The organism is Rhodococcus sp. C1, from assembly GCF_020809065.1.
GTDB classification, from domain to species: Bacteria; Actinomycetota; Actinomycetes; order Mycobacteriales; family Mycobacteriaceae; genus Rhodococcus_F; species Rhodococcus_F qingshengii.
Genome location: NZ_CP078080.1, coordinates 3,603,141 through 3,626,945 on the forward strand (window position 1 = coordinate 3,603,141; position 23,805 = coordinate 3,626,945).

A 23,805-nucleotide genomic window follows, 5' to 3' on the forward strand; every position below is an offset into this window, starting at 1 on the left:
GTCCTATTCGGACGCGGGTTTCTTGCCGTCGCGTTCAGCTTTGAATCGCATCCACTCACTGCTCAGCATGCGATTGTCGATGATCCACCCCATGTAATCGCGCATGTTGAGCACACGAATGTACGCGGGACCGTTGGGATTTGCGTACTGCAGGGCCTCGGTCGCAAGCTTGCGTTGATTCTCGAGATACACGTGCTCTGTTTCGAGGAATCCGCCCCACACGTCGGAATCCATGACGTAGTAGTGAGTCCGATCCCGAGGCTTGCGCGTGAGCTTGACGAACCCCCGGTCGATCAACCGACGAATGTAGGTGGACACCGATCCGCGACTTGCTCCGAGTGCCTTCGCCAACTCTTCGGCGCTGACCCCTGGCGACTCGCTGATCAACAGATAGCCCGCAATACGTCCTTCGATGCGGGCCCCACCGCCGGACTGCCAGTACACGGAGAACTGATCGATGAACCAGGTGGAGAAATCGTCACCGCGAGCAGGGCTGGCATCGCCCATTCGTTGAGCCTCCGACGTCTCTGGGTACGAACAATTCGCCACTATTGTGCCAGCACCACCGTCACCGAGCCGAAATCACCAGCCCTGGAGTGGTTGCGATGAACTCGAGCTGTTCGATTGTCAAAGGCGACGCCGATGTGGAGCCAGCCGATGTCACGAACTGGGTCACCACTACTGTTTCGCCGGAGGGGTGAACAACCCGGACCGTGTCATCGCCCGAGCCATCGGGATCGACCAGGCGAGTCACGGTGGTGGAGCCTGGCAACGTCAGTGTGTCACCCGGTTCCGGCACAGCGTTACCAACTGATATTTCGACATCGCTGCTGCCGTCCGCTGTCGAGGCGACGATCCGCTCGCACACTCCTCCCTGTCCGTAATCATCTGGAACCAACGAACCGAGCGGGCGCTCCAAAGTGACGCCTGCCGCGCCGAGATCCTTCCAACGTGCATCGAGCAACTGATTCAGTCGGTCGATATCCATGCGCGACGCAGGTGGACCGGCATTCACAGAATCGGTGTAGCAGGATGCCATCGGCGGCGGCGTCGAGTCTGGAACCGGCGCAGTCACCGCAAGCCCCGGCGCGGTCGCTAACGCGATCAGTTCGTCCATCGTCAAGAGCGGGGAAGCATCCGACGAAGTTCCGGTCGACGTGTCGACGCTGGCAACAACCCGGGATCCATCACCGAGATACGCGACGACTCCGCGCTCGCCCCCGACTTCCGAACCGTCTTTGTCTTCGAAATCGGCTCTGTCCTCGAAATCGGCGATGTCGAGCACTGTTCCGTTTTCGAGATGCTCCCGCCGATCCACCAGACCCTCCAAGCACGGCGGCACCGGCTGATCCCATGCACGCACCTGAACCGAGATATCCGCAGTCCGCCCGACGCGAGTCAAGGTTCCCTTCGCCGACGTAGAACCGCTGAACTCGATCGGGTCGACCCCGTCAGGAAACGAGGCACCCCGGTAATTCTGGATCGGCGCAAACTCGAGCGATTTCGATGGACTCGCAAATGCAACGTCGACATCGGAAGGCAGCGATTCGAGTAGTGCGTCGCTCATGGCGGTGGCCTTCGGTCCCGAGAACCATGGATAGTCCGGGTCGTCATAACCGGGCTCACCGGCAAAACCGTAGTTGATACGCACCGGCGGACCCGGCGATGCCACCGAATCGCAGCCGGGAATCGACGTGCCCGTGTCCTCGTTCGTCACCGCCGCGACAACAGTTCCCAAGGCGACGATCGAGACGATCACCAGCCCGTCACGCCAGGTCCATTGCTCGCGGCGACGGTTCGACTCGTGTGCGGTGCGCCCAGACATTTCTCGATCATTGCCTACGGCAACAACTACGTCACTATCCGACATACCCAGTGAGGTCGTAAACCGTGGAATTTCCCACGGTCGTCGATGCGAAATTGGCTTCGACCCATTCCTGGATGGCACTCGACGTGCTGTCCCCGCTTTGGCCCTCTCTCTGGCTTCCGCCCTGGCTACCCGCAATGTAGTAGTGAATTTTTCCGTCTGCCACGTACTGGATGAATTGATCCAATGTCGGTGCGGGATCGGAACTCCAACCGCCGATCGCCATCACCGCGGTATTGCTGGCCAACTCGTAGGTCGCTGCGCTTTGCGAACCGTTGGTCGCGGCCGACCACGTGGTGCCCGCATTGACCAGCATTGCCGTCAACTCGGAAGCACTTTCGCTGCCGCTACTCAGTTCTTGCCCGTTCGACGCCGGATTTACAGTCGCGTCAGAAGAATTCGGCGGAGCGTCACCGTTTTGCAGCTCTGGGCCCCCACCCATACCTCCTCCCCCACCCATTCCGGAATCGGACACCGCACCGGCTGGTCCGGCTGTCGGAATGGATCCGCCGTGCGCGGCTGCGGCAGTGGCAATCGCGTAAGACGCCGAACCTGCTATCCCTGCCAACGAGCCGATGATCAATCCAGCAACAGCAAGCCTTCGGAATCGATCCTTGGCTCCCACGAGAACCAGGATCGCGCCGACGACAGTGCCCGCCAACAGAATCCACTTCAGCATCGGCAGCCAGTCGGCATTGCGGTGCAACAACACCCAACTCCAGATTCCTGCGGCCAGCATCGTCGCAGCCAAGCCGCAACGTCCGATCCAACGGGCACGGACCAACCACAGAGCGTATCCACCGGTCCCGATCATCCCCGCGACGGCGGGCGCCAGCGCAACTGTGTAATAGGGGTGGATCGTGCCGGACATGTAGCTGAAGATCAGGCCGGTAACGAGAAACCAGCCACCCCAAAGGATCAACGACGCACGGACAAGATCTGTGCGCGGTTCGCGCCCACAGGCGAGTAAGCCGAACACCAACGCAATCAAAGCCGCAGGAATAAGCCAGGAAATCTGGATACCCATCTCGCTGCCGAACAGCCGTTCGAGTCCGGCACTTCCCCCGAAGCTCGAACCTGCACTGCCACCGGCCATTCCGCCACCGCCACCGGTGCTCCCGAAAAGTCGACCCAATCCGTTGTATCCCAGTACCAAGTCCATGACGCTGTTGTTGGTCGATCCGCCGATGTACGGGCGAGAATCAGCGGGCCACAGCCACACTGCCAACACCCACCACCCAGCCGATATGACAACGGACGCAGCACCGATCACCAGGTGGACCAGGCGAATCCGCAAGCGCACCTGTCCGGCGATCAAATACGCGGCACCGAATGCAGGCAACACCATCAGCCCTTGCAGCATCTTGGTGAGAAAGGCAAACCCCAGCGCTACTCCTGCGAGCGCCACCCACATCGCGGCTCGACGACCGATCGCCGTGCCCATAGCCCGAATCACGAAGTAGCCCGCAAGAGTCATGAGCAGAACCAACAGTGCATCAGGATTGTCGAACTTGAACATCAGGGCGGCAGCGGGCGTAGCTGCCAAAACAGCTCCCGCCACCAAACCCGCAGCGGGCGACGCCACTCGTTTGACGGCCGCGTATACGAGCGCTACTGATCCGACGCCCATCAATGCCTGCGGAACTAGAAGACTGGCACTCGAGAATCCGAAGATTCGCCCGGACACACCCATGACCCACAATGAAGCGGGCGGTTTGTCGACCGTGATGAAATTCGAGGTATCGAGGGACCCGAAGAACCACGCTTTCCAATTCTGGGAGCCGGCCTGCGCCGCTGCAGCGTAGAAGGTGTTGGCGTAGCCACTCGCGGTCAGATTCCACAAATACAGGACTGCCGTTGCTGCCAACAGGATCGTCAGCGCCAATCCTGTACTGCGCGTGCGGAACCACGACGGCGAGGGCTCCGCGCGACGGGCAGTTGGTGCCGGCCGCTGACGCGGCGCCGGATGCAGAACGGCGGTCATCAGGAAGTCCCTTCACGAGTTACTGTCCTGCCAACGATCGCGTCTCCAACCCTGGCGGCACTGGGAGCCGGCTGGAAAGTTGCTGTGAATGGCTCAGGTCAGGGAGCGCTCGAACAGCACGACGCTGAACCAACCGGTGTCGGCATCGTCTCCGAAGTCACGACGCCCTACCTCGGTAAAACCGGCGTCCAAGTAGTAGCGGCGCAACCGCACGTTGGTTTCTACACAATCGAGCCGCAGGTACTGCGCGTTCTCCTGCGCGGACCGTCGATGGGCCCAGACGAGTAAGCGTTCGCCCATCGAGGTTCCCGAGAATTCTCGATCGATGACCAATCCGTGCACGTAACCAGCACGCTCGTTCGAATCGGGCCAGACCACAGGGTCCGACCAGATCAACCGCAGGGCGCCGACAATCCTCGACTGCTCCCGGTCTCGCGCAACAAAGAACTCCCCTCTCGAAATCTGCTGCTCGACCTGCTCGACAGACACTTCACGCGGGCGCCACTGGATGATTCCGCGTTCTGCCAACCAGTCTTCTGCCGCATGCCGCAGCGCCAGAATCTCCGGCCCATCGGTCTCGACCGCTTGCACAACGTCCACAACCACCTCCCCCAAATCTGCAGCCGTTCACAACAACACGGCCTCCAGGCCCCAACCCGGGTGTATCTACGAGTTGAAGCCTATCGGCGTGAAGTTATGCGTCTGAACGGGTGTCACCACTCAGTCAGGTTTTGAATGTGGTGTTGGCCGGTCGCGGATGCTGCTGCGGGTCGATCGAGGGTGGCGGGATGAACCACGGTTTGTTGTCGACACCGATGCGGATCACCCATTTCCCGACGAACCCGGATTTGCGGTGCATCAACCGATGATGTGAACGGCACAGCAGGACCAGGTTGTTCATCACCGTCGGGCCACCGTTCGCCCAGTGCCGGATATGGTGCGCATCAGTCCAGGCCGGTACACATGTGCAGCCCGGGAACGCGCAGCCCTTGTCTCGGGCGATCAACGCCACTCGTTGTTCGGCGGTGACCAACCTCTTCCCTGGTTGCGCATCCAAGGGCGCGCCGTGATCGTCGAGCAGGACGGTGGAGAGGAAGCAGTCACACCCGAGGAGTCTGGTCTGCGATACGGACAGTGGTCCGAGCCAGGGCATGTGCCCGACATCAAGATCCGATACAGCCATTCCGTCATCAGAAGTGGAGGGTGTGGCGGCGCAGTCCCTATGCTCGGCCAGATCCCGCGCGTTGATGTGCACGTTCACGTGCGGGCGTTGACCACCATCGGTTCCGGTCTTGGCGCAATCGAGATAGCGGCGGATCAGTTCGGTGAACCCGTCCGCGGTCCGTTTCGCCGCCGACCGAGCATCGGGCGTCCCATCCGGTGCCGGGGTCGGCATCGTCAAATTCGACAACGCCGACAACAACATTTCACCGGTCAGGGCGTCGAAATCACCACGCACCACCACCCGGCCATTGAGCGTCGACGCGATCCGCAACTCATTGAGATCCACATCCTCGGCGGGCGGAATCTCATCCGATTCGAACAACCGCTCCAACGTCGCGATCACGTTCCGCACTTTCGTGGTCGTCGCTTCCACACCCGACGCAGCAGCCAACAACAGATCGATGCACTTCGGTAGCGCCTCCTCCGGCATGCCTTTAGGTGGTGATTCACAGAACGCCACGATCAACACGGCATGCTCGAAGGAGCAGTCCCCGCCATCGAACCGAGCCGAGACCGCCGGAAACGGCCGCAAAGCTGCACCCAGTGCGGCGATCTTCTTCCCGTCCCGAACCTGCAGCATCGTGTTGGCCGCCAACCAGGACCCCACACCGCGGCTGGCAATCACCTGATCATCCGGGCGCAACGAGAGTTCGTCGACCACGGCCACACGCACGGCTTCGAGACGCAGAATCTCCGCACTCGCTTCGACAGCAGCAGCGCGCAACTCGGCAGCAGTCAACTGCCACAGGCGTCCGCGCAACCCCACCGCAGAACCAGACACCACATCCGACAACAAGACACTCATTGAATCCCCCGATCCCCTCCCCAAACAATACTCGAACACCCGTTCGAGTCAAGAGTGGTAAACCTCGAGCGCCCGCGCTACCGATTCGTCACCCGCAGGTAGCAACGGCAGTCGAACATTGGGAGTCGGAATCTGTCCCAACGCATGCAATACGCCCTTGATCACAGTCGGGTTCGGTTCGGAAAACAGAGCTCCGGACAGCTTCGACAAACTCCGCCCGAGGTCACGGGCGCCGTCCACATCGCCACTGTCCCAAGCTTTTACCAAGCGGACGAACTCAGCGGTCGACACATGAGCGGACGCCAAGATGCCACCGGCCGCACCCAAGGCCAGAAAAGGCGCGAGAAACAGATCATCCCCCGCCAGTACGGCGAAGTCGCCTGGAAGGTCCGCGAAGAGTTCGACGGCAGCTGCGTCGATACCGCCCGCGGCATACTTCACACCAACAACCCCGGGCAAGGTACCCACCTCCTGCAAAGTGCCGCTGTCCAGATCGCACGCAGTCCGGTACGGCACGTGATAGACGATCAGCGACACTGGGCTCGACGACTGCAGATGCGCGAAATGCGCCACCACACCGGCTTTCGACGGCCTCGTGAAGGAGGGAACCGGCACCAACGCCGCCGAGACCTCAGGCCACCGTGCCAGCCTCCCGAGCGCCTGCGCACTGCCCGCCGTGTCGTTACTGCCCGCGCCGACGATCAACGTCGCACCTCTCGCACGGCACACATTCGCACAGATATCCAGAACGGTCACTCTCTCCTGTTCGGTGAGTGTTGCGGCTTCCGCTGTAGTCCCCAGCGCAACGAGTCCGACCGCACCCTCGGAGAGGACCTGGTGCGCAAGCTGTTCGAGTGCATCGGTTGCAATACGACCGTCGCTCTCGAAGGGCGTGATCAGTGGAACATGGATTCCGGCCAGGTCAACTCGAGTCGTAGTCATAGAACTCAGCCTCACCGAACAAACCTTGTAGGTCTAGTTCGCATTTCCATCGTCGAGCGTAAGCTGAGCTGATGCTCGATGTTCGCCGACTGAAGCTCTTGCGCGAACTAGCGCTGCGCGGAACCATCGTTGCCGTTGCCGAGGCGCTGTCGTTCAGCCCCTCCGCGGTGTCACAGCAGTTGGCCGTCCTCGAACATGAAGCCGGCGTGCCGCTGCTGGAACGAACAGGCCGTCGCGTCCGACTCACACCCGCCGGTGAGAACCTCGCACGTCATGCCGAAGCCATCCTGCAACGCCTGGAGCAGGCGTCAGGTGAATTGGTCGACGCACGTCGTGGACTGGCGGGGCCGCTGCGCATCGGAACGTTCCCGACCGCGGCACGGGCGATCCTCCCGGCGGCATTGATCGCCCTGTCTCGCGAGCATCCCGGGTTGGAACCGATGGTTTCGGAGATCGACCCGGCGGACGTCGCCGACGACCTACGAGCTGGGACTCTGGACTTGGCGTTGATTCACGACTACGACTTCGTCCCTCGCCCCACCGAACCGGGCCTGACGACATTGCCGCTGTGCAGCGAAGCCGTGTACCTCGCATCGAGTGACATCGAGTCAGATCCCCACGACGCTGTCGCATCGCTGACCGACTGCGTAGAACGTCCCTGGATTACCGCAATTCCCGGAACTGCTTGTCATGCAATGACTATTCGCGCATGCCATGCAGCTGGATTCACCCCGAAAGTGCGACACCACATCGACGAGTTCGCCACCGTTCTCGCCCTCGTCGCTGCGGGACAGGGTGTTTCGCTGGTTCCTGAACTCGGAGCAATCCATCCGCCGCTAGGTGTGCGCCTGACGCCGATGCCCATTCGACGAAGGACCAAGATTGCACACCGAGCGGGCTCCGACGCTCACCCGGCGGTCGCAACCGTGACAAACGCGCTTCGCTCGGCCGTCCCGCAACTGCTGGACGCCGAGCAATAGCGACACCTACATGTCGAGCCCGAGGTCGAGGACCGTCACCGAGTGCGTCAAGGCACCGACAGCGAGGTAGTCGACGCCGGTTCGGGCGTACTCTGCGGCAACGTCGATGGTGAGACCACCGGATGACTCGAGTTTGGTTTCTGGAGCAACAGCGTCTCGGCGCTGGACCGCGATCTGCGTCTGCCACAGCGGGAAGTTGTCCAGCAGAACAAGTTCCACGTTCTCCGCCAGCACCTGATCGAGCTGAGTGAGGTTGTCGACCTCAACTTCGCACTCGATGTCCGGGGCGAGCTCACGGACCGCACGAAGTGCTGCGACCACCGAACCGGCAGCAGCAACATGGTTGTCCTTGATCAACGCCGCGTCGCCCAATCCCATACGGTGGTTGACGCCTCCGCCCACGTGGACTGCATATTTCTGCAGAGAACGCAGTCCGGGCAGCGTCTTTCGGCTGTCCCGCACTTTGGCATGAGTGCCGGCAATGGCGTCGACCCACTGTGATGTCGCCGTGGCGATTCCCGAGAGATGGCAGACGAGGTTGAGCATCGTGCGCTCTGCCGTGAGAAGTCCGCGGGTGGGCGCGACAACGGTGAGCACCGATTGACCTGGCGCAACCCGAGTTCCGTCGGCCACCCGATCAACGACCTCGTAGTTACCCGCGCCGATCACCTCGTCGAGAACAAGCAGTCCGACGTCGATGCCGGCGACAGTACCCGAGGAGCGTGAGACGACCGACGCCTTCGCGACCGCATCGGCGGGAACCGTTGCGGTAGAAGTGATGTCGGGTCCATAGCGCAGATCCTCGTCCAGAGCGAGCCTGACCAAGGTGAGCAGCTCGTCACGGTCGAGCGGCGCGGGCAGGATCTTCTGCTCGGTCATCAATGAACTCCTGTCAACAACATGTCGGGTATTTCGAGCGCTCCATCGGCACCCATCTTGATCCGAGTGCTGCGACGCTGATTCGGATCTGTTTCAGGATAGTCGGTGCGGGTATGGCAGCCACGGCTCTCGGTTCGCGCCACGGCCACGTCGACCAATGCAGTCGCGGTCAACGTGAGCGCCGCGTCTTCGAGGTCCGGAGCAGCCACCGCCACTGTCTGTTCGGCGTCGGCAAGCGCGGCTCGCGCAATCTGGAGACCGCCTCCGTCGCGAACCACCGACGCGTGTGCCGTCATGACGGACTGCACGGTCTCTCGCGGCAGGATCGGCATCGGCTTGCGCACCACGTTGACCACTTCGGCATGAACCTCGCGACGCTCGGCAGCTGCGATTCCTGCACGCTCCCCGACTACCAAACCCTCGAGAAGGCTGTTGGACGCAAGACGATTCGCGCCGTGCAATCCCGTGCGAGCCACTTCGCCTGCTGCGTAGAGACCAGGCACTCCCGTTCGTCCATGGACGTCGGTGGCGACTCCGCCGCACGAATAGTGCGCGGCCGGAGCGACCGGAATTAATTGGGTGCGTGGATCGATGCCCGCTTCGAGGCAGGACGCCGTGATGGTCGGGAATCTCGAATCGAAACCGTCGAGCTTGCGAGCGTCGAGATAGACGTGATCAGTGCCGAGATCGCGTAGGCGTGCTGCGATTGCCCTCGAGACCACGTCACGCGGGGCGAGATCACCCAGCGGATGAACACCTGCGGTGACCGAATCACCGTTGGTGTCGACAAGAATCGCGCCCTCGCCGCGGACCGCCTCACTGATCAGGGGTCGGCGGCCTACCCCGCCCGGAGTGAAGAGCACCGTCGGATGGAACTGAACGAACTCCAGGTCCGCAATCGCCGCACCGGCTTCGAGTGCCAACGCGATTCCGTCGGCAGTCGCTCCGGGCGGATTTGTGCTGCAGGCATACAGCTGACCGAGTCCGCCGGTAGCGAGCAGCACCGCGGGCGCATGGATCACTCCGAGGCCTTCCGGCGAGGAGACGATGAGTCCGCACACCCCACGCCGGTTGGTCACCACCTGGACTGCCGCTGCACCGAACAGAACGGGGAGCCCGGCAGCATTGAGAGCCCGCTGCACTTCCGCGCCAGTGGCGTCGCCGCCGGCATGGATGATCCGACGCGTGCTGTGCCCACCCTCGCGGGTGCGCGACACCTCGCCGTCTCGCCCGCGATCGAAGACCGCTCCCAACGCGGCCAGCGCAGCAACAGCGTCGTGACCAGCTTCGACGATGGAATAGACGGCTTCCTCGTCGCACAAACCGACGCCGGCCTCACACGTATCCGAAACGTGCGACTCGACGGAATCCGTATTCAGATCGTCGACGACCGCGATGCCGCCCTGCGCGTACTGAGTCGCGGTGTCCGTCGGACCGCCCTTGCTGACCGTGAGTACTTTCAGTCCCCGCAGAGAAGCGGTGCGCGCAGCGGTGAGGCCCGCGACACCGCCTCCCACGACGACCAGGTCGGCATGAGCCTCCCAGGCGAAACGCCCGGCAGGGCTGGTCACTCGCCGCCGCCCGGATTACCGATCTCGATCATGCGCTGCACCGACTTCTGTGCACGCCTGGCCATCTCGAGATCGACGTGGACCTCGTCCTTGCCATCGAGAAGGCAGCGAAGCAACGCGGCAGGCGTGATCATCTTCATGTACGGGCACGACGCGCGGTCGTTGACGGCCTGGAAATCGACGTCGGGCGCTGCCTTGCGCAACTGGTGCAGCATCCCGATCTCGGTCGCGACCAGAACCTGTTTGCTCTTGGTGACGCGGGCAGCGTCGAGCATTCCGCCGGTAGAGAGAATCTTGACCTTGTCCGCGGGGACCGCGCCTTCACCGGCTAGGTACAGAGCCGAAGTAGCGCAACCACATTCAGGGTGCACGAACAGCTCGGCGTCCGGGTGCGACTTGGACTTGGCCGTCAGCTCGTCACCGTTGATGCCGGCGTGCACGTGGCACTCACCAGCCCAGATCTGCATGTTGGTACGGCCCGTCACGCGCTTGACGTGCGCTCCCAGGAACTGGTCCGGCAGGAACAGAACCTCGCGGTCGGGATCGATCGAGTTGACCACGTCGACGGCATTGGACGAGGTGCAGCAGATGTCGGTGAGACCCTTCACCTCTGCGGTTGTGTTCACGTACGACACCACCAGCGCGTTCGGGTTGTCGGCCTTCCACTCACGAAGCTGCTCGGCATTGATCGAGTCGGCCAGAGAGCAGCCGGCTCGCTCGTCCGGGATCAGCACGGTCTTGGACGGCGACAGGATCTTCGCGGTCTCGGCCATGAAGTGCACACCGCAGAAGACAATCGTGTCCTCGGGCGCCTCGGCAGCGATTCGCGACAGCGCCAGGGAGTCACCGACATGATCAGCGACGTCCTGAATCGCAGGCAGCTGGTAGTTGTGCGCAAGAATCGTCGCGCCGCGTTCGCGAGCCAGACGTTTGATCTCGGCGGCCCACTCGGGGGTCGCTTCGACTCCGTTGTATCCGCCGGGGCCGTCGTGAATCTGCGAGGCCGATCCCTCCCATAACGTCGTGGTCGTCATGGCGTTCTCCTTCACCGTGAACCCGGGCTCGTCACCCAGTTCAAATCCGGACGGGCTGGCCCGGATTTCCGTATTCGAGGTTTTCGACTTAGGATCGAAAACGTGCCCAATAGTAACACCACCCACGAAGTGCTTGCAGCGGTGTTCCAAGTTCGCACCTTCCCCGCAAGCATCGCCGCAGGTGACGGCGATCACTGCCCGCAAGGGCGTGAAGAGTTGGCCGTGCTGCTGTGGCAGCGTGCACTCAACCCACAGAAGGGCACGTGGTCCCTGCCCGGGGGCACTTTGCGCGACGACGAGGACCTGACGACCTCCGCTCGACGACTCCTCGCCGAGAAGGTCGACCTACGAAAGGTCGCCCACCTCGAACAGCTCTCCGTCTTCAGTGATCCACAGCGCGTGCCGGGTCCGCGCCGCATCGCGTCGACCTTCCTCGGACTCGTTCCCCTCAGCGCCGACCCACAACTGCCACCGGACACGGCCTGGCACCCGGTTTCGAAGTTGCCGGAGATGTCGTTCGACCACGGAACCGTCGTACGGCACGCGCGCAATCGACTTGCCGCGAAACTCTCGTACACCAACATCGCATTCGGGCTGGCCCCGGAAGAGTTCGCGATGTCGACACTGCGCGAAATCTACTGCGCTGCCCTCGGTTACCAGGTCGATGCCACCAACTTGCAACGCGTGCTGGGGCGTCGAGGCGTTCTGACTCCCACCGGCAACACCGCACCGTCCGGCAAGTCGGGTGGACGTCCACCCGCCCTGTACCGTTTCACCGACTCCACCTTGCGGGTCACCGACGAATTCGCCGCACTACGGCCGCCAAGCTGACACCGATCGCACTGTCAGGCAACAGCTTCGAGACTTCCGCGCTGCAACCACACCGAGGTCACGGCGCCGGCCGGATCGATGACCCGGTTGATTACACCGAACCGAGTCGTCACCCGATCGAGAATCCGATCGGCCTGCCAACGATCCGTCGGATCGGCGACAATCGCAAAGAAGCGATGGGCAGGTTTTCCCGCCATGACGCGAACCAATTCGGTGACCGTCCGCGCCGTGACCGCCACGCTCCAACCAGCGTCGAGAAACTCGGCGGCCGTGCGCGCACCGTGCTCGAATCCGATGTCCGTGACAAGTACAACTCCCCTGTTGGGGGCGATCTCTGAAACACTCATTGCCGAACCTCCACTCGGAATCAAACTTCTTGACTCCTATGTAAGTCCGCAATCTTGTGCTTCCCTTGTGCTGGTTCTGTGAGAACTCTGGGGAATTGCGCGCCCCACCTCAGACAGCCCTGGAAAGGCCCGCCCAGAAGACCGTCGAGGCCGCGTTCACCACCTCACCCACCGGCACGTCGCCCAACATTCCGCCCGCAGCAAGCGTCGCGACGCCGTGGAACGTCGCAAAGGCAACCAGCGCAATGCTTTCCGGATCACCGGCGGCAATGTCACCTGCGGCCTGAGCCTCCGACACGAGCCGGACGGTCAGGTCCATCGTCGCGTGCCCCGCGTTGACGACAGTTTCGGCGGCGCCCGGCGCATGCTTGTTGCTGTACATCAGAGAGAGCAGGCCCGGATGCCCCAGCGCAAAATCCACGTAGGCATTGGCGAGCGAGGAGAACCGGGCCCTCGCGGTCGGTGGAGCATCCGCGACTGCCCGCTCGAGCGCACCGGTCATCCGATGGAATCCACTTTCGGCCAAGGCATCGAGCAAAGCCTGGCGATCACGAAAGTGCTTGCCCGGAGCCGCGTGGCTCACGCCCGCCTCACGCGCGAGTTGCCTCAGCGACAACTTGTCGACGCCATCTCGTTCGAGTGTTGCTTCGGCCGACGCCAGGAGTTCCTGTCGCAGGCTGCCGTGATGATACGGCTGTTCGTGAACGGGCATGGTGGCACCATATCAAAATGTTGTCATTGACAACTATGGTGTCAGTGCCTACATTTGGGATCACCCGAACCGAAGGAGCCACCATGGCCATCGACGTAGCCGGAACCACCGTCCTCATCACCGGAGCCAGCGCTGGGCTCGGAGTGGAATTCGCTCATCGCTTTGCCGCTCGCGGCGCAAACCTGGTTCTGGTCGCCAGGCGGGCCGACCGCCTCGAGGCACTCGCCACCGAACTCCGTGGCGCCCACGGCATCATCGTGACAGTCCTGCCCGCCGACCTGGCCGCACCCGGCGTCGGTGCATCGCTGCACCAGGAGCTGACAAACCGTGGCATCACCGTCGACTCGCTGATCAACAACGCCGGATTCGGAACACATGGGGCATTCGTGGACGAAGATCTCGAGCGCGTCACGTCCGAGATTCAGCTCAACATCGCCACGTTGGTCGAGCTGACACACACATTCCTGCCCGACCTTCTCACCGGCCGCGGAGCACTGGTCAACGTCGCCAGCACAGCGTCGTTCCAGCCGACACCGGGCATGGCCGTCTACGGCGCGTCCAAGGCGTTCGTACTCAACTTCACCGAAGCACTCTGGGCCGAAGCTCGCGGCAGCGGATTGACTGTATTGGCGGTGTGCCCCGGTCCGACGCGCACCGAGTTCTTCGACGTAGTCGGCTCCGAAGACGCGGCGGTCGGGCGAATGCAGACGGCAACTCAGGTGGTGGACACCGCTTTCCGAGCACTGGATCGACGCTACGCGCCGCCGACCGTCGTATCGGGACTGCCGAACTGGGTGTCCTCGATCAGCACTCGCTTCGCAACCCGCCGGTTGGGCGCGCTGATTTCCGGGCGACTGTTGGGTGACGTGCGAATGAAAGCCGAAACCAAGCGCTCGTCGACCTCTGCGGCGTAGCGACGCAACAGTTACGGAAGTTTCGGCTGGCTTTCGACTTCGGCCTGTTCGGTGTCGGTGGCCGGATCCCCAGATTCCGGATCCCCGGATTCCGGGTGGTCCCCCACCCCGAGGTCGTCGTACGGATTGAGCACTGCAAGAACCAATGTCACGACGCACGCCGCGAGCGGCTGAAACAGAAGCACGAGCAAAGTTCCGACGTTCGGGGCCCGCGCAATGATCTCCCCGACCGCCGGATTGTCGGCCGTGGGGAAACGCAGTTTTGTCACGCCCGAACCCACGAGTGCCATCAGTCCGGTACCTGCCACTGAACCGACTATCAACCCGCCCAGGGCATAAGGACCTCGACTCAGGCGTGCCAACCAGGCCGCCACCGCCGACAGCACACCGACGATCAGTGCCAGCCAGATGAACACGGCGCTCGCGTCGAACTGATGAAGGCTCTCACCCGTCAACGCGACGCCGCGCCCCTCGGACACCACCAACAGGTGCTCGGCCGGAGCCAAGAACGCCCACAGCACACCGACGAGCACGCTCACGCCCGCAATGGTTGCGGCGATCACGATCGCGGTGCGCAGACGAATCTGCCGAAGAGAGATCACACAGAGTGACGCTACCTGCGGGCGACGTCGATCGAGTCGACGACACCGTGTCGGGAGCATTTCGCCCACCATCCGTCAGGGCTGACCTGAACGATCATGCGGCGCCCGCACTGCTCGCAGAAGCGAGGAGGCTCGAGCCCCATCGACGCCGCAGGCGGCGTCGGATCGTCGACGCCGTCGACGATCCGACGCCCGGTGAACGGGTTGTACCGCTCCTCGGTCACCGGAGTGCTCACAGAGTGTCGTTCAGTGCTTTGATCGGCATCTGCAGATCCACCAACAAATCCAGATCCTTCTCGGCGGGACGTCCGAGGGTCGTCAGATAGTTGCCGACGATCACGGCGTTGATTCCGCCGAGGATGCCCTGCTTGGCACCCAGGTCGCCGAGAGTGATCTCGCGTCCACCCGCGAAGCGCAAGATCGTGCGAGGCAGCGCGAGACGGAATGCCGCCACGGACTTGAGCGCCTCGCTGGCGGGCAGCACGTCCAGATCACCGAACGGGGTACCCGGACGCGGGTTTAGGAAGTTGAGCGGGACCTCGTCCGGCTCCAGTTCAGCCAGGTTGGCCGCGAATTCTGCGCGCTGCTCCAGGGATTCGCCCATGCCGAGGATTCCGCCGCAGCACACTTCCATGCCTGCTTCACGAACCATCCGAAGCGTGTTCCACCGCTCTTCCCACGAGTGCGTGGTCACGACGTTCGGGAAATGCGACTTCGAAGTTTCCAAGTTGTGGTTGTACCGGTGCACACCCATGGCGGCCAGTTGGTCGACCTGCTCCTGGGTGAGCATGCCGAGCGAGCAGGCGATCTGGATGTCGACCTCGTTGCGGATCGCCTCGATGCCTGCGGCAACCTGAGCGAGCAACCGGGCGTCGGGTCCGCGGACGGCAGCCACGATGCAGAACTCGGTAGCGCCCGACTTCGCAGTCTGCTTGGCAGCTTCCACCAAGCTCGGGATGTCCAACCACGCCGCGCGAACCGGCGACTGGAAGAGTCCGGACTGCGAGCAGAAATGGCAGTCCTCAGGGCAGCCGCCCGTCTTCAGGCTGATGATGCCCTCGACCTCGACCTCCGGTCCACACCACTTCATACGCACATCGTGGGCGAGAGCCAGCAGGTCTTCGAGCCTGTCGTCGTCGAGTCGGAGTACGTCGAGCACCTGGCTTTCGGTCAGGCCAACTCCTCTTTCGAGAACTTGCTCGCGCGCCTGGTCGAGGATGTCGACCGTCGCAGGGGCCGTGCTAATCGGGGGCGGGGTCACAGACGTCTCCTTCGAAACCAGCAAAATTGAACACCGTACAAGTTGAACGGTGTTCACGTTAGAGACGTGGTGGAATACTGTCAAAGGCGGGTCCGATCGACATTCGATCGAAAGCGCTCCACAGCGGGACGAAACGAGGGGAACAACAAGTGCAGTTGCGACGCGGCGACGTGCTGGACGGCGCCATGGCGATACTCGACGAGTTCGGACTTGCCGACCTCACGATGCGCAGGCTCGCAACCTCACTGGGCGTCCAACCCGGCGCCCTGTACTGGCACTTCCCGAACAAGCAGACCTTGCTCGGCGCGGTCGTCGACAAGATCCTCGAAGACCTCGACGCCCCCGTCGACGCAGACACGTGGCAAGAAGCGTATTCCGAACTGGCACACAGACTTCGGTCTGCCCTACTGGCGCACCGCGATGGCGCCGAGTTGGTCAGCGCCACCTTCGCTTCGCGGATGACGAACAGCAAGGTGCGCGAGCATTTCGTACAAGCCGGGCAAGAATCCGGTCTCTCACGCGAGCACGCCCAACTCGCGGCGTACGCCCTGCTGTATTACGTACTCGGCCATACCGTGGACGAGCAGTCCCGAGCGCAGATGGAAGAAATGGGGGCACTGACCAGAGCACCCATTTCCCCCGACTCCCCCGAGGTGATCGGCGGCGGTTCCGACGAGGACCTCCTCGACGGCGATCCGACAGTGCGCTTCCAGTTCGGCCTGGACCTGTTCATCGACGGCATTCGCACTCGCCTGAATTCGATCCCCGATTCAACGCCCATCGAATCGGCTCTACGACACTCCTGACAGTCGGAGTACTGCAGTAGTGCCGGCCGCGACAATCACCACGACCACCAACGGCGCCTTGAACCAGGCGCAGATGCCTCCGGCCACCACGCCGAGCATCCGCGCCGGCCCCGCAACGTCATGCCCGGTGAAGACCGTCGATGTCGCAACCACTGCGAGCAGCAGCACCACGACAGCACGATCGAGGGTTTTCTCGGCAAAAACCGAAAGCTTCACCCGAGCGCGGAGCAGAACGCCACTTGCCCGCAAAGCGTAAGAACCGCAAGCGAACACGACAATACCGATCCAGACCGACGCGGTATTCATCGAACCTTCTCCCGGAACGGTATCGTCACCGCGATACTCAGCAGCGCAACGAGCGGAGCGGTACCCGACGGCAGGAACGGCGACGTGGCCACCGCGACTGCTGCACCGATCAGGGCGGCAAGCAGCGTCACCTTTTCCTTCAGCGCAGGCAGGACAAGGGCCAGAATGACAACCGGAAACGCGGCATCCAATCCCAACGCGCCGGGGTCTCGGACGACTCTGCCGAGCAGCCCGCCCAGGAGAGCTCCGATCGGCCACGACACCGCGATCCCGATCCCACAGAACCAGAAGGCCGCACGCTTCTGCTTCACCGAGCCCTGCGCCATGGCAACCGCGACGCTTTCGTCGTTGACCAGGTGCGCGCCGACCAACTTGCGCCAGCCCGAGCCCCTGCGCCAGCCTGAATCTTTGTAGCGATCCCTGCCGAGGAATGATCCTGCCGACATCCCATAGGCGAAGTTACGGGAGTTGATCAACAAGCCCGCCACAACAGCAGCGGTGGCACTGCCTCCGGCTGCGATGATTCCGATGAACAAGAACTCCGAAGACGCTCCCAGAACGAGTACAGCCAACGCCAAAAGCTGCCACAACGAGAATCCAGCCGATCCTGCCGTCACACCGTAGGACACACCGACGATGGCCACGGAGAGACAGATCAGCACGCTCACCCGAACCGTGTCTCGATCAACTGTTCGCCATAAAGAACGCATGTATTCTATGTTGAACGAAGTGACACCGTTCGTCAAGTAGAACGATCGATCGGAGAATCGAACGATGCCCAGTAATGAAACGGATACAGCGGAGACTCCTCAGAAACTGGTCGCCGTCGCACTCAAACGCGAACGTGCCCGAGCAGGCTTGAGCCTTTCGGAGGTCGCCCGGCGCGCCGATATCGCCAAGTCCACACTCTCCCAACTCGAATCCGGACTCGGAAATCCGAGCCTCGAAACACTTTGGGCACTCGGAAACGCATTGGGCGTGCCGTTCTCACAACTCGTCGACTCTCAGGCACAGACCGTTCAGTTGATTCGAGCCGGAGAAGGTCCGGCGATTGCGTCGGCAAACGCGTCGTACATCGCGACACTCTTGGCGCCGAGCCCACCGAACGCACGACGCGATCTGTATCGGATAGTCGCCGAACCGGGCGAGCCGCGTATTTCGACTCCGCATGCACGCGGCACCACCGAACACGTCGTGATCGGCACCGGACGGGCGCAGGTCGGGCCCACTGCAAATCCGATCGAACTCGGACCGGGCGACTATCTTGCTTATCCCGGCGACGAGGAGCACATCTTTCGGGCGCTCGAACCAGGGACGACAGCGATCTTGGTGTCGGAACACACCTGAGCCGCGATGAGTTTCGCCGCTGCGGGAAGTCTGTATCTGGGAGGTGATGTGGCCAGAGCCTCGATTGCCGACGACAGTAACGACCGACAGCAGGAGGACCCATGTCCGGATCCAGCATCAGCAGCATTTTGCTCTCGAGCACCGACCCCGAACGCTTGCGCGACTGGTACGCCGAGGCGTTCGCCCCGAAGGTCGACCGGACTCCCGGCGAACCCGGCTACGACGTGCTCGACTTCAACGGTTTCTACGTGATGCTCGACAGACGCGACGACGTCGGCGAGACCAACCCCCAGCCGGGTCGCATGTTCCTCAACGTCGAGACCGACGACGCCCGGTCGATCGCACAGCGCATCGATGCGCTCGGCGGAAACTGGCACGCTCCACTCGAAGACCGCGGGGGCAGTTTGTTCGCCACTGCGATCGACCCCGACGGAAACTACGTTCAGATCATCGAGTTCAGCGAGGAAGCCAGGGCCGAGATGGAATCCGGAATGACGGATTCCCAAACCACCTAGTCCGGCAACCGCTGGGAACGGAGATAGTCATGCTTACAGACACGAAAGCATTCAGCGGATTTTCGGTGACAGACATCGACTCTGCAAAGAAGTTCTACGGCGAAACACTCGGGTTGAAGGTAACCGACGGAGACATGGGACTGATTCGCCTACATCTTGCCGGCGGAACCGAGATCCTCGTTTATCCGAAGCCGAATCACGAAGCGGCGACCTACACGATTCTCAACTTCGTCGTCGACGACATCGACACAACCGTCGACCAACTGACCGCACGTGGCGTGGAGTTTCTCAAATACGACGGATTCCCCCAGGATGCGCGAGGCATCATGCGTGGCAACGGCCCCGACATCGCCTGGTTCACCGATCCCGCCGGCAATGTTCTGTCGGTGATCAAGGAGTCCTGACGCGCTTAACCGCTGAACAGCTGCGACTGCCGCTGTTCAGCGGTGTCGGTGTTGGAGCGTTCTGCTGCCGCAGTTTCACGCTCGGCAGCCAGTTGCTCGGCGCTTTTCGCGTCGACAACGGGCTCCGACGCGCTGAGGTCGGAAAACAAGCCACTGCTCGATTCGTTCACATGCCACCCTTTTGCCTGGTCATCGTTGCCGCGCGCAGATAAACCTGCGTTAGAGATCGGTCGATGGCTACTCAATTACTGCCGCCCGTACGGCGCCGACAAGACGCCGATGACTCAGCAGTTCTTCACCCAGTGTTGCACGCCTGTGTTTTCCACGAGAAATTCGGTCCAGACGGGTTGTCATCGCCCGCACGGCGGAGCAATGTGAAAGATGAGCGCGGAGCAGGTCGGCAGCACTTTCGTCGGACACCTGGCCCCTCAATTCACCGCACAATTTTTGGAGGAATCATGTTGGGAATTGCTTTGGGCCTCGGCAGCGCCGCTGTCGGAATCGGCCTCGGACTGCTCGGCGCAGGAGCGGGAATTCTGCTGAGCGACAAGACCGTCAAAACCGCACGACGTGAACTCACCGCCTGACGAGGGCGAGCGCACTGAATTTTTGGGCACTCGGGTCGGTATTCGGGTGAACGCCGCGATGCGACACCCCGCGCAGTGGGTGTTCGCACGGGCCGCGCATCGACGTGGCGTGCATACCGGCGTAGATGTTCCGACGAGCGCGCAGGACGTGCTCGACCGGTTGACGGCACTCCGAATAAGTACGTGGAGTTACGGATTCGACCACAAGTCGGTCCGTCACCTGGGTCCGATGGCGCAAGACTTTGCGGCGATTTTCGGCTTGGGATCCAACGCCCGCCGGATCTCCGCCGTCGACGCGAACGGCGTCTGCATGGCGAGCATCCAAGCGTTGAACCGCAAAATCAGTGCCCTCGAGACAGAAGTCAGTGCGCTCGAGAAGGACGTGAACAGACTGAGACGGGAAACGGGAGACACGAGCACGACTCGGAATGCATTGGAAACAAACAACAATCACATATCCACACCGCTCGACGAATTCGGTGGATCCACCGGTCTGTAGTTTGTTCGGTGTGACCGCCCCTGATTCAGACTCCGACTCAGCGCCCAACGTGATTGCCGCGCTGTTCGACGTGACGTCCGATGCAGTCGGCGACGAACATGTCGAACAGGTACTTGCCGAATTCGGCTTTGGCGCAACGGAGGTCGCGGAGACCGCGGCCCGCATCCGGGCCAGTCGGTCGGAATTTCGGCGACTTCGCCGTCGCGAGAACGAATTGGCGGTTCTCTATTCGAGTGCACGTGAGCTCGCGCAGGTTCGCGACGTGGACACACTGCTGCAGAGGCTGGTCAACCGCGCACACGACATCATGGGCACCGACGTCACGTACCTGTCCGAGTTCGACGTGATCACTCGTGACCTGAATGTTCGAAAGACGGCCGGCGCGGTCTCGCCGGAACTCCAGCATCTGCAAGTTCCTGCCGGCGCGGGACTGGTCAGCGCGATTGCCGAATCTCGAGCAGCCCAATGGGTTCAGAACTACAGCGACTACACGCAGTCGCGCCATGACGAAGTGGTCGATGCCGCGATCGTCGCCGAGGGTCTGGTGGCGATTCTCGGCGTGCCGATGCTCTCCGACGGCCAGATCCTCGGAGTCCTGTTTGCCGCCGACCGTCGGGAACGGCGTTTTACCGCAGATCAGATCGCCCTGCTCTCGGCGCTGGCTGATCACGCCTCGGTGGTCCTGCAAACCGCGCGGGCACTCGACCGCGCCGAGGAATCCGCTGCCGAGACCGGGAGAGCACTCGACGAGCTGCGCGAGCACGTGTCCGCGCGGGACAAATCGAACATCGTCCACCAGGATCTGATCCACGCCGTTCTCCGCGGCGGCGGATACGCCCAGGTTGCACGAACTCTCAGCAGCTCGCTCGAGCGCAGCACCGTCGTCGTCGACAGTGAGCTACGCCCTCTCGTGAAATCCTCTGGCGAGCAGATCACGACGGTGCCGTTGTCTCTTCCTCCCGCCGTGTCCGAGGCCATCGACCAGAGTCGCCGAAGCGGCCGATGCACGTTTGTCGCCGATGACAGTGAGACCGCGATCCAACTCGTCAGCGCCGTCACCGCCGGAGAATCTTTCCTCGGGGCCATCTTGCTGAATCGTTCGGACGCGCCGATCGGCCCCGTCGAACTCCGGACCGTGGAACGGGCAGCTCAGGTCACTGCCATCCTCGTGTTGCAACACTCGGCGGCGGCAGCAGCGGACCGGCGTGCACGTGACGAACTGGTCGCCGACTTGCTGAGCACTGCCCCCGAGCGCAGGCGCGATCTCGAACGTAGGACCCGAAACCTCGGCATCTCACTCGGCGAACTGGACACCGTCCTCGTGGTGTCGGTCGCTCCGGAACTCCGCACCGCCGCGCTCCGCGCAATCGGGCAGTCTCTGCCGGTAGCGGGGTTGGCGGCGCAGCATGCCGGATTGATCGCGGTGGTCTCGCGCTCGGGAAACCCGGCAGCCGCGGCGACGGTCATTCACCGTCAGATCACCGGTTCGGTAGGACCGCACGCAGTAGTCATTGCGCCGGCGACGGCGGAACGCCCCGAAGAGCTCCCGGCGCGCTTCACCTCGGCGCTGCGCACGGCCCGCCTACTCACGGCATTGGGCAAGACCGACGGCGCGGTCACGACGGCGTCATATCTGCCGTACACCGTTCTGTTCGGCGAAAATCCGGAATCACTTCATCAGTTCATCGACGAAGTAATCGGCCCGGTACTCGCGTACGACCGCGACAAGGACACCGATCTCACCGCGACCCTTCGTGCCCTGGTACGCAACGACGGGAGCCCGACCAAGGCTGCCCGCGCACTCAACTATCACCCCAACACCGTCGTTCAGCGTCTCGACCGCATCCGTACGCTCCTCGGTCAATCGTGGCGGGAAGACGAGAACTTTTTCCGGGTGTCCATGGCGACGAGGCTCGACGAACTTCGGGACGTGGGAACCGAAGAGGCCGGAAGCGGCATCACCGACAGCGCCGATGGTGCATGACACTACAATTTCGACCGATCGATGTGTCGTGAGCACGTGGCCTGGCAAGCATCGACCTCCCTACTGTGAAGCGGAGCACAGAACCACTTCAGGAGGACGACCCCCCGTGTCATCAACCAGCAGCCGATCAACCAACAGCCGCATCGCCGATTTCCGGTCCTACGACGTCGCCGCACGGCGCGCCGAGATCGTTCGCCAGACCGACCTGACCGAAGCAGACATCGCGGTCTACGACGCTGCCGACGGCCTCACCATCGATCAGGCCAATCGCATGGTCGAGAACGTCCTCGGCGTCATCGGCATCCCGGTCGGCGTGGCCACCAACTTCACAGTCAACGGCACGGACTACCTGATCCCGCTCGCCACCGAGGAGCCGTCGGTAGTCGCAGCCGCAAGCAACGCTGCTCGCATCGCACGCGGACTCGGCGGCTTTCACGTCTCGAGTACCCCGCCGATCATGCAGGCCCAGATACAACTCGTCGACGTCGTGGATCCGGCAGCCGCCCGTATCCGACTCCTCGAGGCACGTGAAGAAATCATTGCACTCGCCAACGAACAGGACCCGAAGCTGGTCAGTGTCGGCGGTGGCGTGAAGGACATTTCGGTACGCATCGTTTCTTCGGACAAGGCCACCTACGTCGTCCTTCACCTTCACGTCGACGTACGAGATGCCATGGGCGCCAACGCCGTCAACACGATGGCCGAGGCAATCGCGGATCGAGTGGCCGAGATCGGCGGCGGACACGTCGTCCTGCGCATCCTCACCAACAAGGCCGATCTGCGGCTGACACGCGTTCGCGCCGTGTTCGATGCCGAATTGATCGGCGGCGCAGAGGTTGTGGACAACCTGATCCATGCCGCACGCTTGGCGGAGCTGGATCCCTACCGCGCCGCGACGCACAACAAGGGCATCATGAACGGCATCAGCGCCGTGGTGCTGGCGACCGGAAATGACACGCGCGCAGTCGAAGCCGGGTGCCACTCCCATGCAGTCAACGCCGACGGAATCTACTCGTCGCTCTCGCATTTCGAGAAGAATGCCGACGGAAACATCGTCGGCACCCTCGAACTGCCCATGCCGGTCGGCCTCGTCGGCGGGGCCACCAAAGTGCACCCCGTAGCGCAGGCCGCAATCAAGATGCTCGGCGTCGAGAGCGCCGAGGAACTCGCCGGCATCATCCTGGCAGTCGGCCTGGCGCAGAACCTGGCTGCGGTCCGCGTTCTGGCCAGTGAGGGTGTCCAGCGCGGACACATGGGGCTGCACGCCCGCAACATCGCTGCCACCGCCGGAGCGCAGAAGAACGAGATCGACGCCGTGGTGGCACGCCTGATCGCGGACAAGAGCATTCGCGTCGAGCATGCCGAGAAGGTTCTCGCCGAGATCCGCGGCGGAAACTGACGACA

General features: G+C 62.6%; 28 protein-coding genes. 11 read left to right on the forward strand and 17 right to left on the reverse strand.

The features are described from left to right. Window positions 1–3: 3 nt before the first annotated feature. The 6 genes from KTR60_RS16365 to KTR60_RS16390 form a co-directional block, all read right to left on the reverse strand. The gene (locus KTR60_RS16365) at window positions 4–507 is read right to left on the reverse strand and encodes a GbsR/MarR family transcriptional regulator (RefSeq protein WP_065352560.1); all 504 of its coding nucleotides are present in this window, start codon (window positions 505–507) and stop codon (window positions 4–6) included. A 61-nt stretch (window positions 508–568) separates the two neighbouring features. Next, a complete protein-coding gene (locus KTR60_RS16370; protein WP_065352561.1) occupies window positions 569–1,825 on the reverse strand; it encodes a hypothetical protein in 1,257 nt (418 codons plus the stop codon). Between the two features lie 34 nt (window positions 1,826–1,859). After that, the gene (locus KTR60_RS16375; RefSeq protein WP_228401043.1) at window positions 1,860–3,851 is read right to left on the reverse strand and encodes a glycosyltransferase family 39 protein; all 1,992 of its coding nucleotides are present in this window, start codon (window positions 3,849–3,851) and stop codon (window positions 1,860–1,862) included. Between the two features lie 93 nt (window positions 3,852–3,944). Next, complete coding sequence (locus KTR60_RS16380; RefSeq protein ID WP_228401044.1) at window positions 3,945–4,451, reverse strand: GNAT family N-acetyltransferase; 507 nt, start codon at window positions 4,449–4,451, stop codon at window positions 3,945–3,947. A 124-nt stretch (window positions 4,452–4,575) separates the two neighbouring features. Further along, on the reverse strand, window positions 4,576–5,880 hold the full coding sequence (locus KTR60_RS16385; RefSeq protein ID WP_228401045.1) for an HNH endonuclease signature motif containing protein: 1,305 nt from the start codon (window positions 5,878–5,880) through the stop codon (window positions 4,576–4,578). 48 nt (window positions 5,881–5,928) lie between these two features. Then, window positions 5,929–6,822 (reverse strand): dihydrodipicolinate synthase family protein, encoded by an 894-nt coding sequence (locus tag KTR60_RS16390; protein WP_065352564.1) that lies wholly within the window; start codon window positions 6,820–6,822, stop codon window positions 5,929–5,931. Between the two features lie 71 nt (window positions 6,823–6,893). Between KTR60_RS16390 and KTR60_RS16395 the strand changes: the two genes are divergently transcribed. Beyond that, complete coding sequence (locus KTR60_RS16395) at window positions 6,894–7,802, forward strand: LysR substrate-binding domain-containing protein (protein WP_065352565.1); 909 nt, start codon at window positions 6,894–6,896, stop codon at window positions 7,800–7,802. 6 nt (window positions 7,803–7,808) lie between these two features. Here KTR60_RS16395 and nadC read toward each other — a convergent pair whose 3' ends face one another. Genes nadC through nadA form a run of 3 tightly spaced genes read right to left on the reverse strand, consistent with a single transcriptional unit; the run spans window position 7,809 to window position 11,286 of the window. Beyond that, a complete protein-coding gene (gene nadC, locus KTR60_RS16400; protein WP_003941805.1) occupies window positions 7,809–8,681 on the reverse strand; it encodes a carboxylating nicotinate-nucleotide diphosphorylase in 873 nt (290 codons plus the stop codon). Further along, the gene (locus tag KTR60_RS16405) at window positions 8,681–10,252 is read right to left on the reverse strand and encodes an L-aspartate oxidase (protein WP_003941771.1); all 1,572 of its coding nucleotides are present in this window, start codon (window positions 10,250–10,252) and stop codon (window positions 8,681–8,683) included. Before KTR60_RS16405 ends, nadC begins: the two co-directional genes overlap by 1 nt. After that, window positions 10,249–11,286 (reverse strand): quinolinate synthase NadA, encoded by a 1,038-nt coding sequence (gene nadA, locus KTR60_RS16410; RefSeq protein ID WP_228401046.1) that lies wholly within the window; start codon window positions 11,284–11,286, stop codon window positions 10,249–10,251. Before nadA ends, KTR60_RS16405 begins: the two co-directional genes overlap by 4 nt. A gap of 102 nt (window positions 11,287–11,388) precedes the next feature. On the opposite strand from nadA, the gene KTR60_RS16415 reads away from it, so the two are divergent. Continuing rightward, window positions 11,389–12,117 (forward strand): NUDIX hydrolase, encoded by a 729-nt coding sequence (locus tag KTR60_RS16415; protein ID WP_007733069.1) that lies wholly within the window; start codon window positions 11,389–11,391, stop codon window positions 12,115–12,117. A 14-nt stretch (window positions 12,118–12,131) separates the two neighbouring features. On the opposite strand, the gene KTR60_RS16420 is transcribed toward KTR60_RS16415, so the two are convergent. Together KTR60_RS16420 and KTR60_RS16425 are read right to left on the reverse strand one after the other, a co-directional pair. Continuing rightward, window positions 12,132–12,464 carry a hypothetical protein gene (locus tag KTR60_RS16420; protein ID WP_003941794.1) on the reverse strand — a complete coding sequence of 111 codons (333 nt, stop codon included), beginning with the start codon at window positions 12,462–12,464 and terminating at the stop codon, window positions 12,132–12,134. Between the two features lie 109 nt (window positions 12,465–12,573). Next, the gene (locus tag KTR60_RS16425) at window positions 12,574–13,176 is read right to left on the reverse strand and encodes a TetR/AcrR family transcriptional regulator (RefSeq protein WP_228401047.1); all 603 of its coding nucleotides are present in this window, start codon (window positions 13,174–13,176) and stop codon (window positions 12,574–12,576) included. Window positions 13,177–13,259: 83 nt separating this feature from the next. Here KTR60_RS16425 and KTR60_RS16430 point away from each other — a divergent pair, with 83 nt between their 5' ends. Next, window positions 13,260–14,090 (forward strand): SDR family NAD(P)-dependent oxidoreductase, encoded by an 831-nt coding sequence (locus tag KTR60_RS16430; RefSeq protein WP_065352566.1) that lies wholly within the window; start codon window positions 13,260–13,262, stop codon window positions 14,088–14,090. An 11-nt stretch (window positions 14,091–14,101) separates the two neighbouring features. Here KTR60_RS16430 and KTR60_RS16435 read toward each other — a convergent pair whose 3' ends face one another. Genes KTR60_RS16435 through bioB form a run of 3 tightly spaced genes read right to left on the reverse strand, consistent with a single transcriptional unit; the run spans window position 14,102 to window position 15,938 of the window. Further along, window positions 14,102–14,692, reverse strand: a complete 591-nt coding sequence (locus KTR60_RS16435; protein WP_007733080.1) for a DUF2567 domain-containing protein — start codon at window positions 14,690–14,692, stop codon at window positions 14,102–14,104. Between the two features lie 11 nt (window positions 14,693–14,703). Then, window positions 14,704–14,928, reverse strand: a complete 225-nt coding sequence (locus KTR60_RS16440) for a hypothetical protein (protein WP_030537095.1) — start codon at window positions 14,926–14,928, stop codon at window positions 14,704–14,706. Continuing rightward, window positions 14,925–15,938 (reverse strand): biotin synthase BioB, encoded by a 1,014-nt coding sequence (gene bioB / locus KTR60_RS16445; protein WP_024487821.1) that lies wholly within the window; start codon window positions 15,936–15,938, stop codon window positions 14,925–14,927. The genes KTR60_RS16440 and bioB overlap by 4 nt, the downstream gene beginning before the upstream one ends. Window positions 15,939–16,102: 164 nt before the next feature. Between bioB and KTR60_RS16450 the strand changes: the two genes are divergently transcribed. Continuing rightward, entirely contained in the window at window positions 16,103–16,759 is a 657-nt protein-coding gene (locus KTR60_RS16450) for a TetR/AcrR family transcriptional regulator C-terminal domain-containing protein (protein WP_007733086.1), read from the forward strand. Here KTR60_RS16450 and KTR60_RS16455 read toward each other — a convergent pair. Continuing rightward, window positions 16,745–17,065 (reverse strand): AzlD domain-containing protein, encoded by a 321-nt coding sequence (locus tag KTR60_RS16455; RefSeq protein WP_228401048.1) that lies wholly within the window; start codon window positions 17,063–17,065, stop codon window positions 16,745–16,747. The two genes, KTR60_RS16450 and KTR60_RS16455, sit on opposite strands and share 15 nt — an antisense overlap. Then, the gene (locus KTR60_RS16460) at window positions 17,062–17,775 is read right to left on the reverse strand and encodes an AzlC family ABC transporter permease (RefSeq protein WP_065352953.1); all 714 of its coding nucleotides are present in this window, start codon (window positions 17,773–17,775) and stop codon (window positions 17,062–17,064) included. Before KTR60_RS16460 ends, KTR60_RS16455 begins: the two co-directional genes overlap by 4 nt. 64 nt (window positions 17,776–17,839) lie before the next feature. Here KTR60_RS16460 and KTR60_RS16465 point away from each other — a divergent pair, with 64 nt between their 5' ends. The 3 genes from KTR60_RS16465 (at window position 17,840) to KTR60_RS16475 (ending at window position 19,331) form a co-directional block, all read left to right on the forward strand. After that, window positions 17,840–18,412, forward strand: a complete 573-nt coding sequence (locus KTR60_RS16465) for a helix-turn-helix domain-containing protein (RefSeq protein WP_047270126.1) — start codon at window positions 17,840–17,842, stop codon at window positions 18,410–18,412. 101 nt (window positions 18,413–18,513) lie between these two features. Next, complete coding sequence (locus tag KTR60_RS16470; RefSeq protein WP_003941719.1) at window positions 18,514–18,927, forward strand: VOC family protein; 414 nt, start codon at window positions 18,514–18,516, stop codon at window positions 18,925–18,927. 29 nt (window positions 18,928–18,956) lie between these two features. Next, window positions 18,957–19,331, forward strand: coding sequence for a VOC family protein (locus tag KTR60_RS16475; RefSeq protein WP_030537100.1), 375 nt, complete (start codon window positions 18,957–18,959; stop codon window positions 19,329–19,331). 5 nt (window positions 19,332–19,336) lie between these two features. Here KTR60_RS16475 and KTR60_RS16480 read toward each other — a convergent pair whose 3' ends face one another. Next, the gene (locus KTR60_RS16480; RefSeq protein ID WP_003941708.1) at window positions 19,337–19,501 is read right to left on the reverse strand and encodes a hypothetical protein; all 165 of its coding nucleotides are present in this window, start codon (window positions 19,499–19,501) and stop codon (window positions 19,337–19,339) included. A gap of 288 nt (window positions 19,502–19,789) precedes the next feature. Between KTR60_RS16480 and KTR60_RS29205 the strand changes: the two genes are divergently transcribed. The 4 genes from KTR60_RS29205 (at window position 19,790) to KTR60_RS16495 (ending at window position 23,800) form a co-directional block, all read left to right on the forward strand. Beyond that, a complete protein-coding gene (locus KTR60_RS29205; protein ID WP_003941742.1) occupies window positions 19,790–19,918 on the forward strand; it encodes a hypothetical protein in 129 nt (42 codons plus the stop codon). Continuing rightward, window positions 19,902–20,417, forward strand: coding sequence for a tail fiber domain-containing protein (locus KTR60_RS16485; protein WP_030537101.1), 516 nt, complete (start codon window positions 19,902–19,904; stop codon window positions 20,415–20,417). Before KTR60_RS29205 ends, KTR60_RS16485 begins: the two co-directional genes overlap by 17 nt. A 10-nt stretch (window positions 20,418–20,427) precedes the next feature. Continuing rightward, the gene (locus KTR60_RS16490; RefSeq protein WP_228401049.1) at window positions 20,428–22,401 is read left to right on the forward strand and encodes a helix-turn-helix domain-containing protein; all 1,974 of its coding nucleotides are present in this window, start codon (window positions 20,428–20,430) and stop codon (window positions 22,399–22,401) included. 106 nt (window positions 22,402–22,507) lie between these two features. Continuing rightward, entirely contained in the window at window positions 22,508–23,800 is a 1,293-nt protein-coding gene (locus KTR60_RS16495) for a hydroxymethylglutaryl-CoA reductase, degradative (protein WP_228401050.1), read from the forward strand. Window positions 23,801–23,805: the final 5 nt, after the last annotated feature.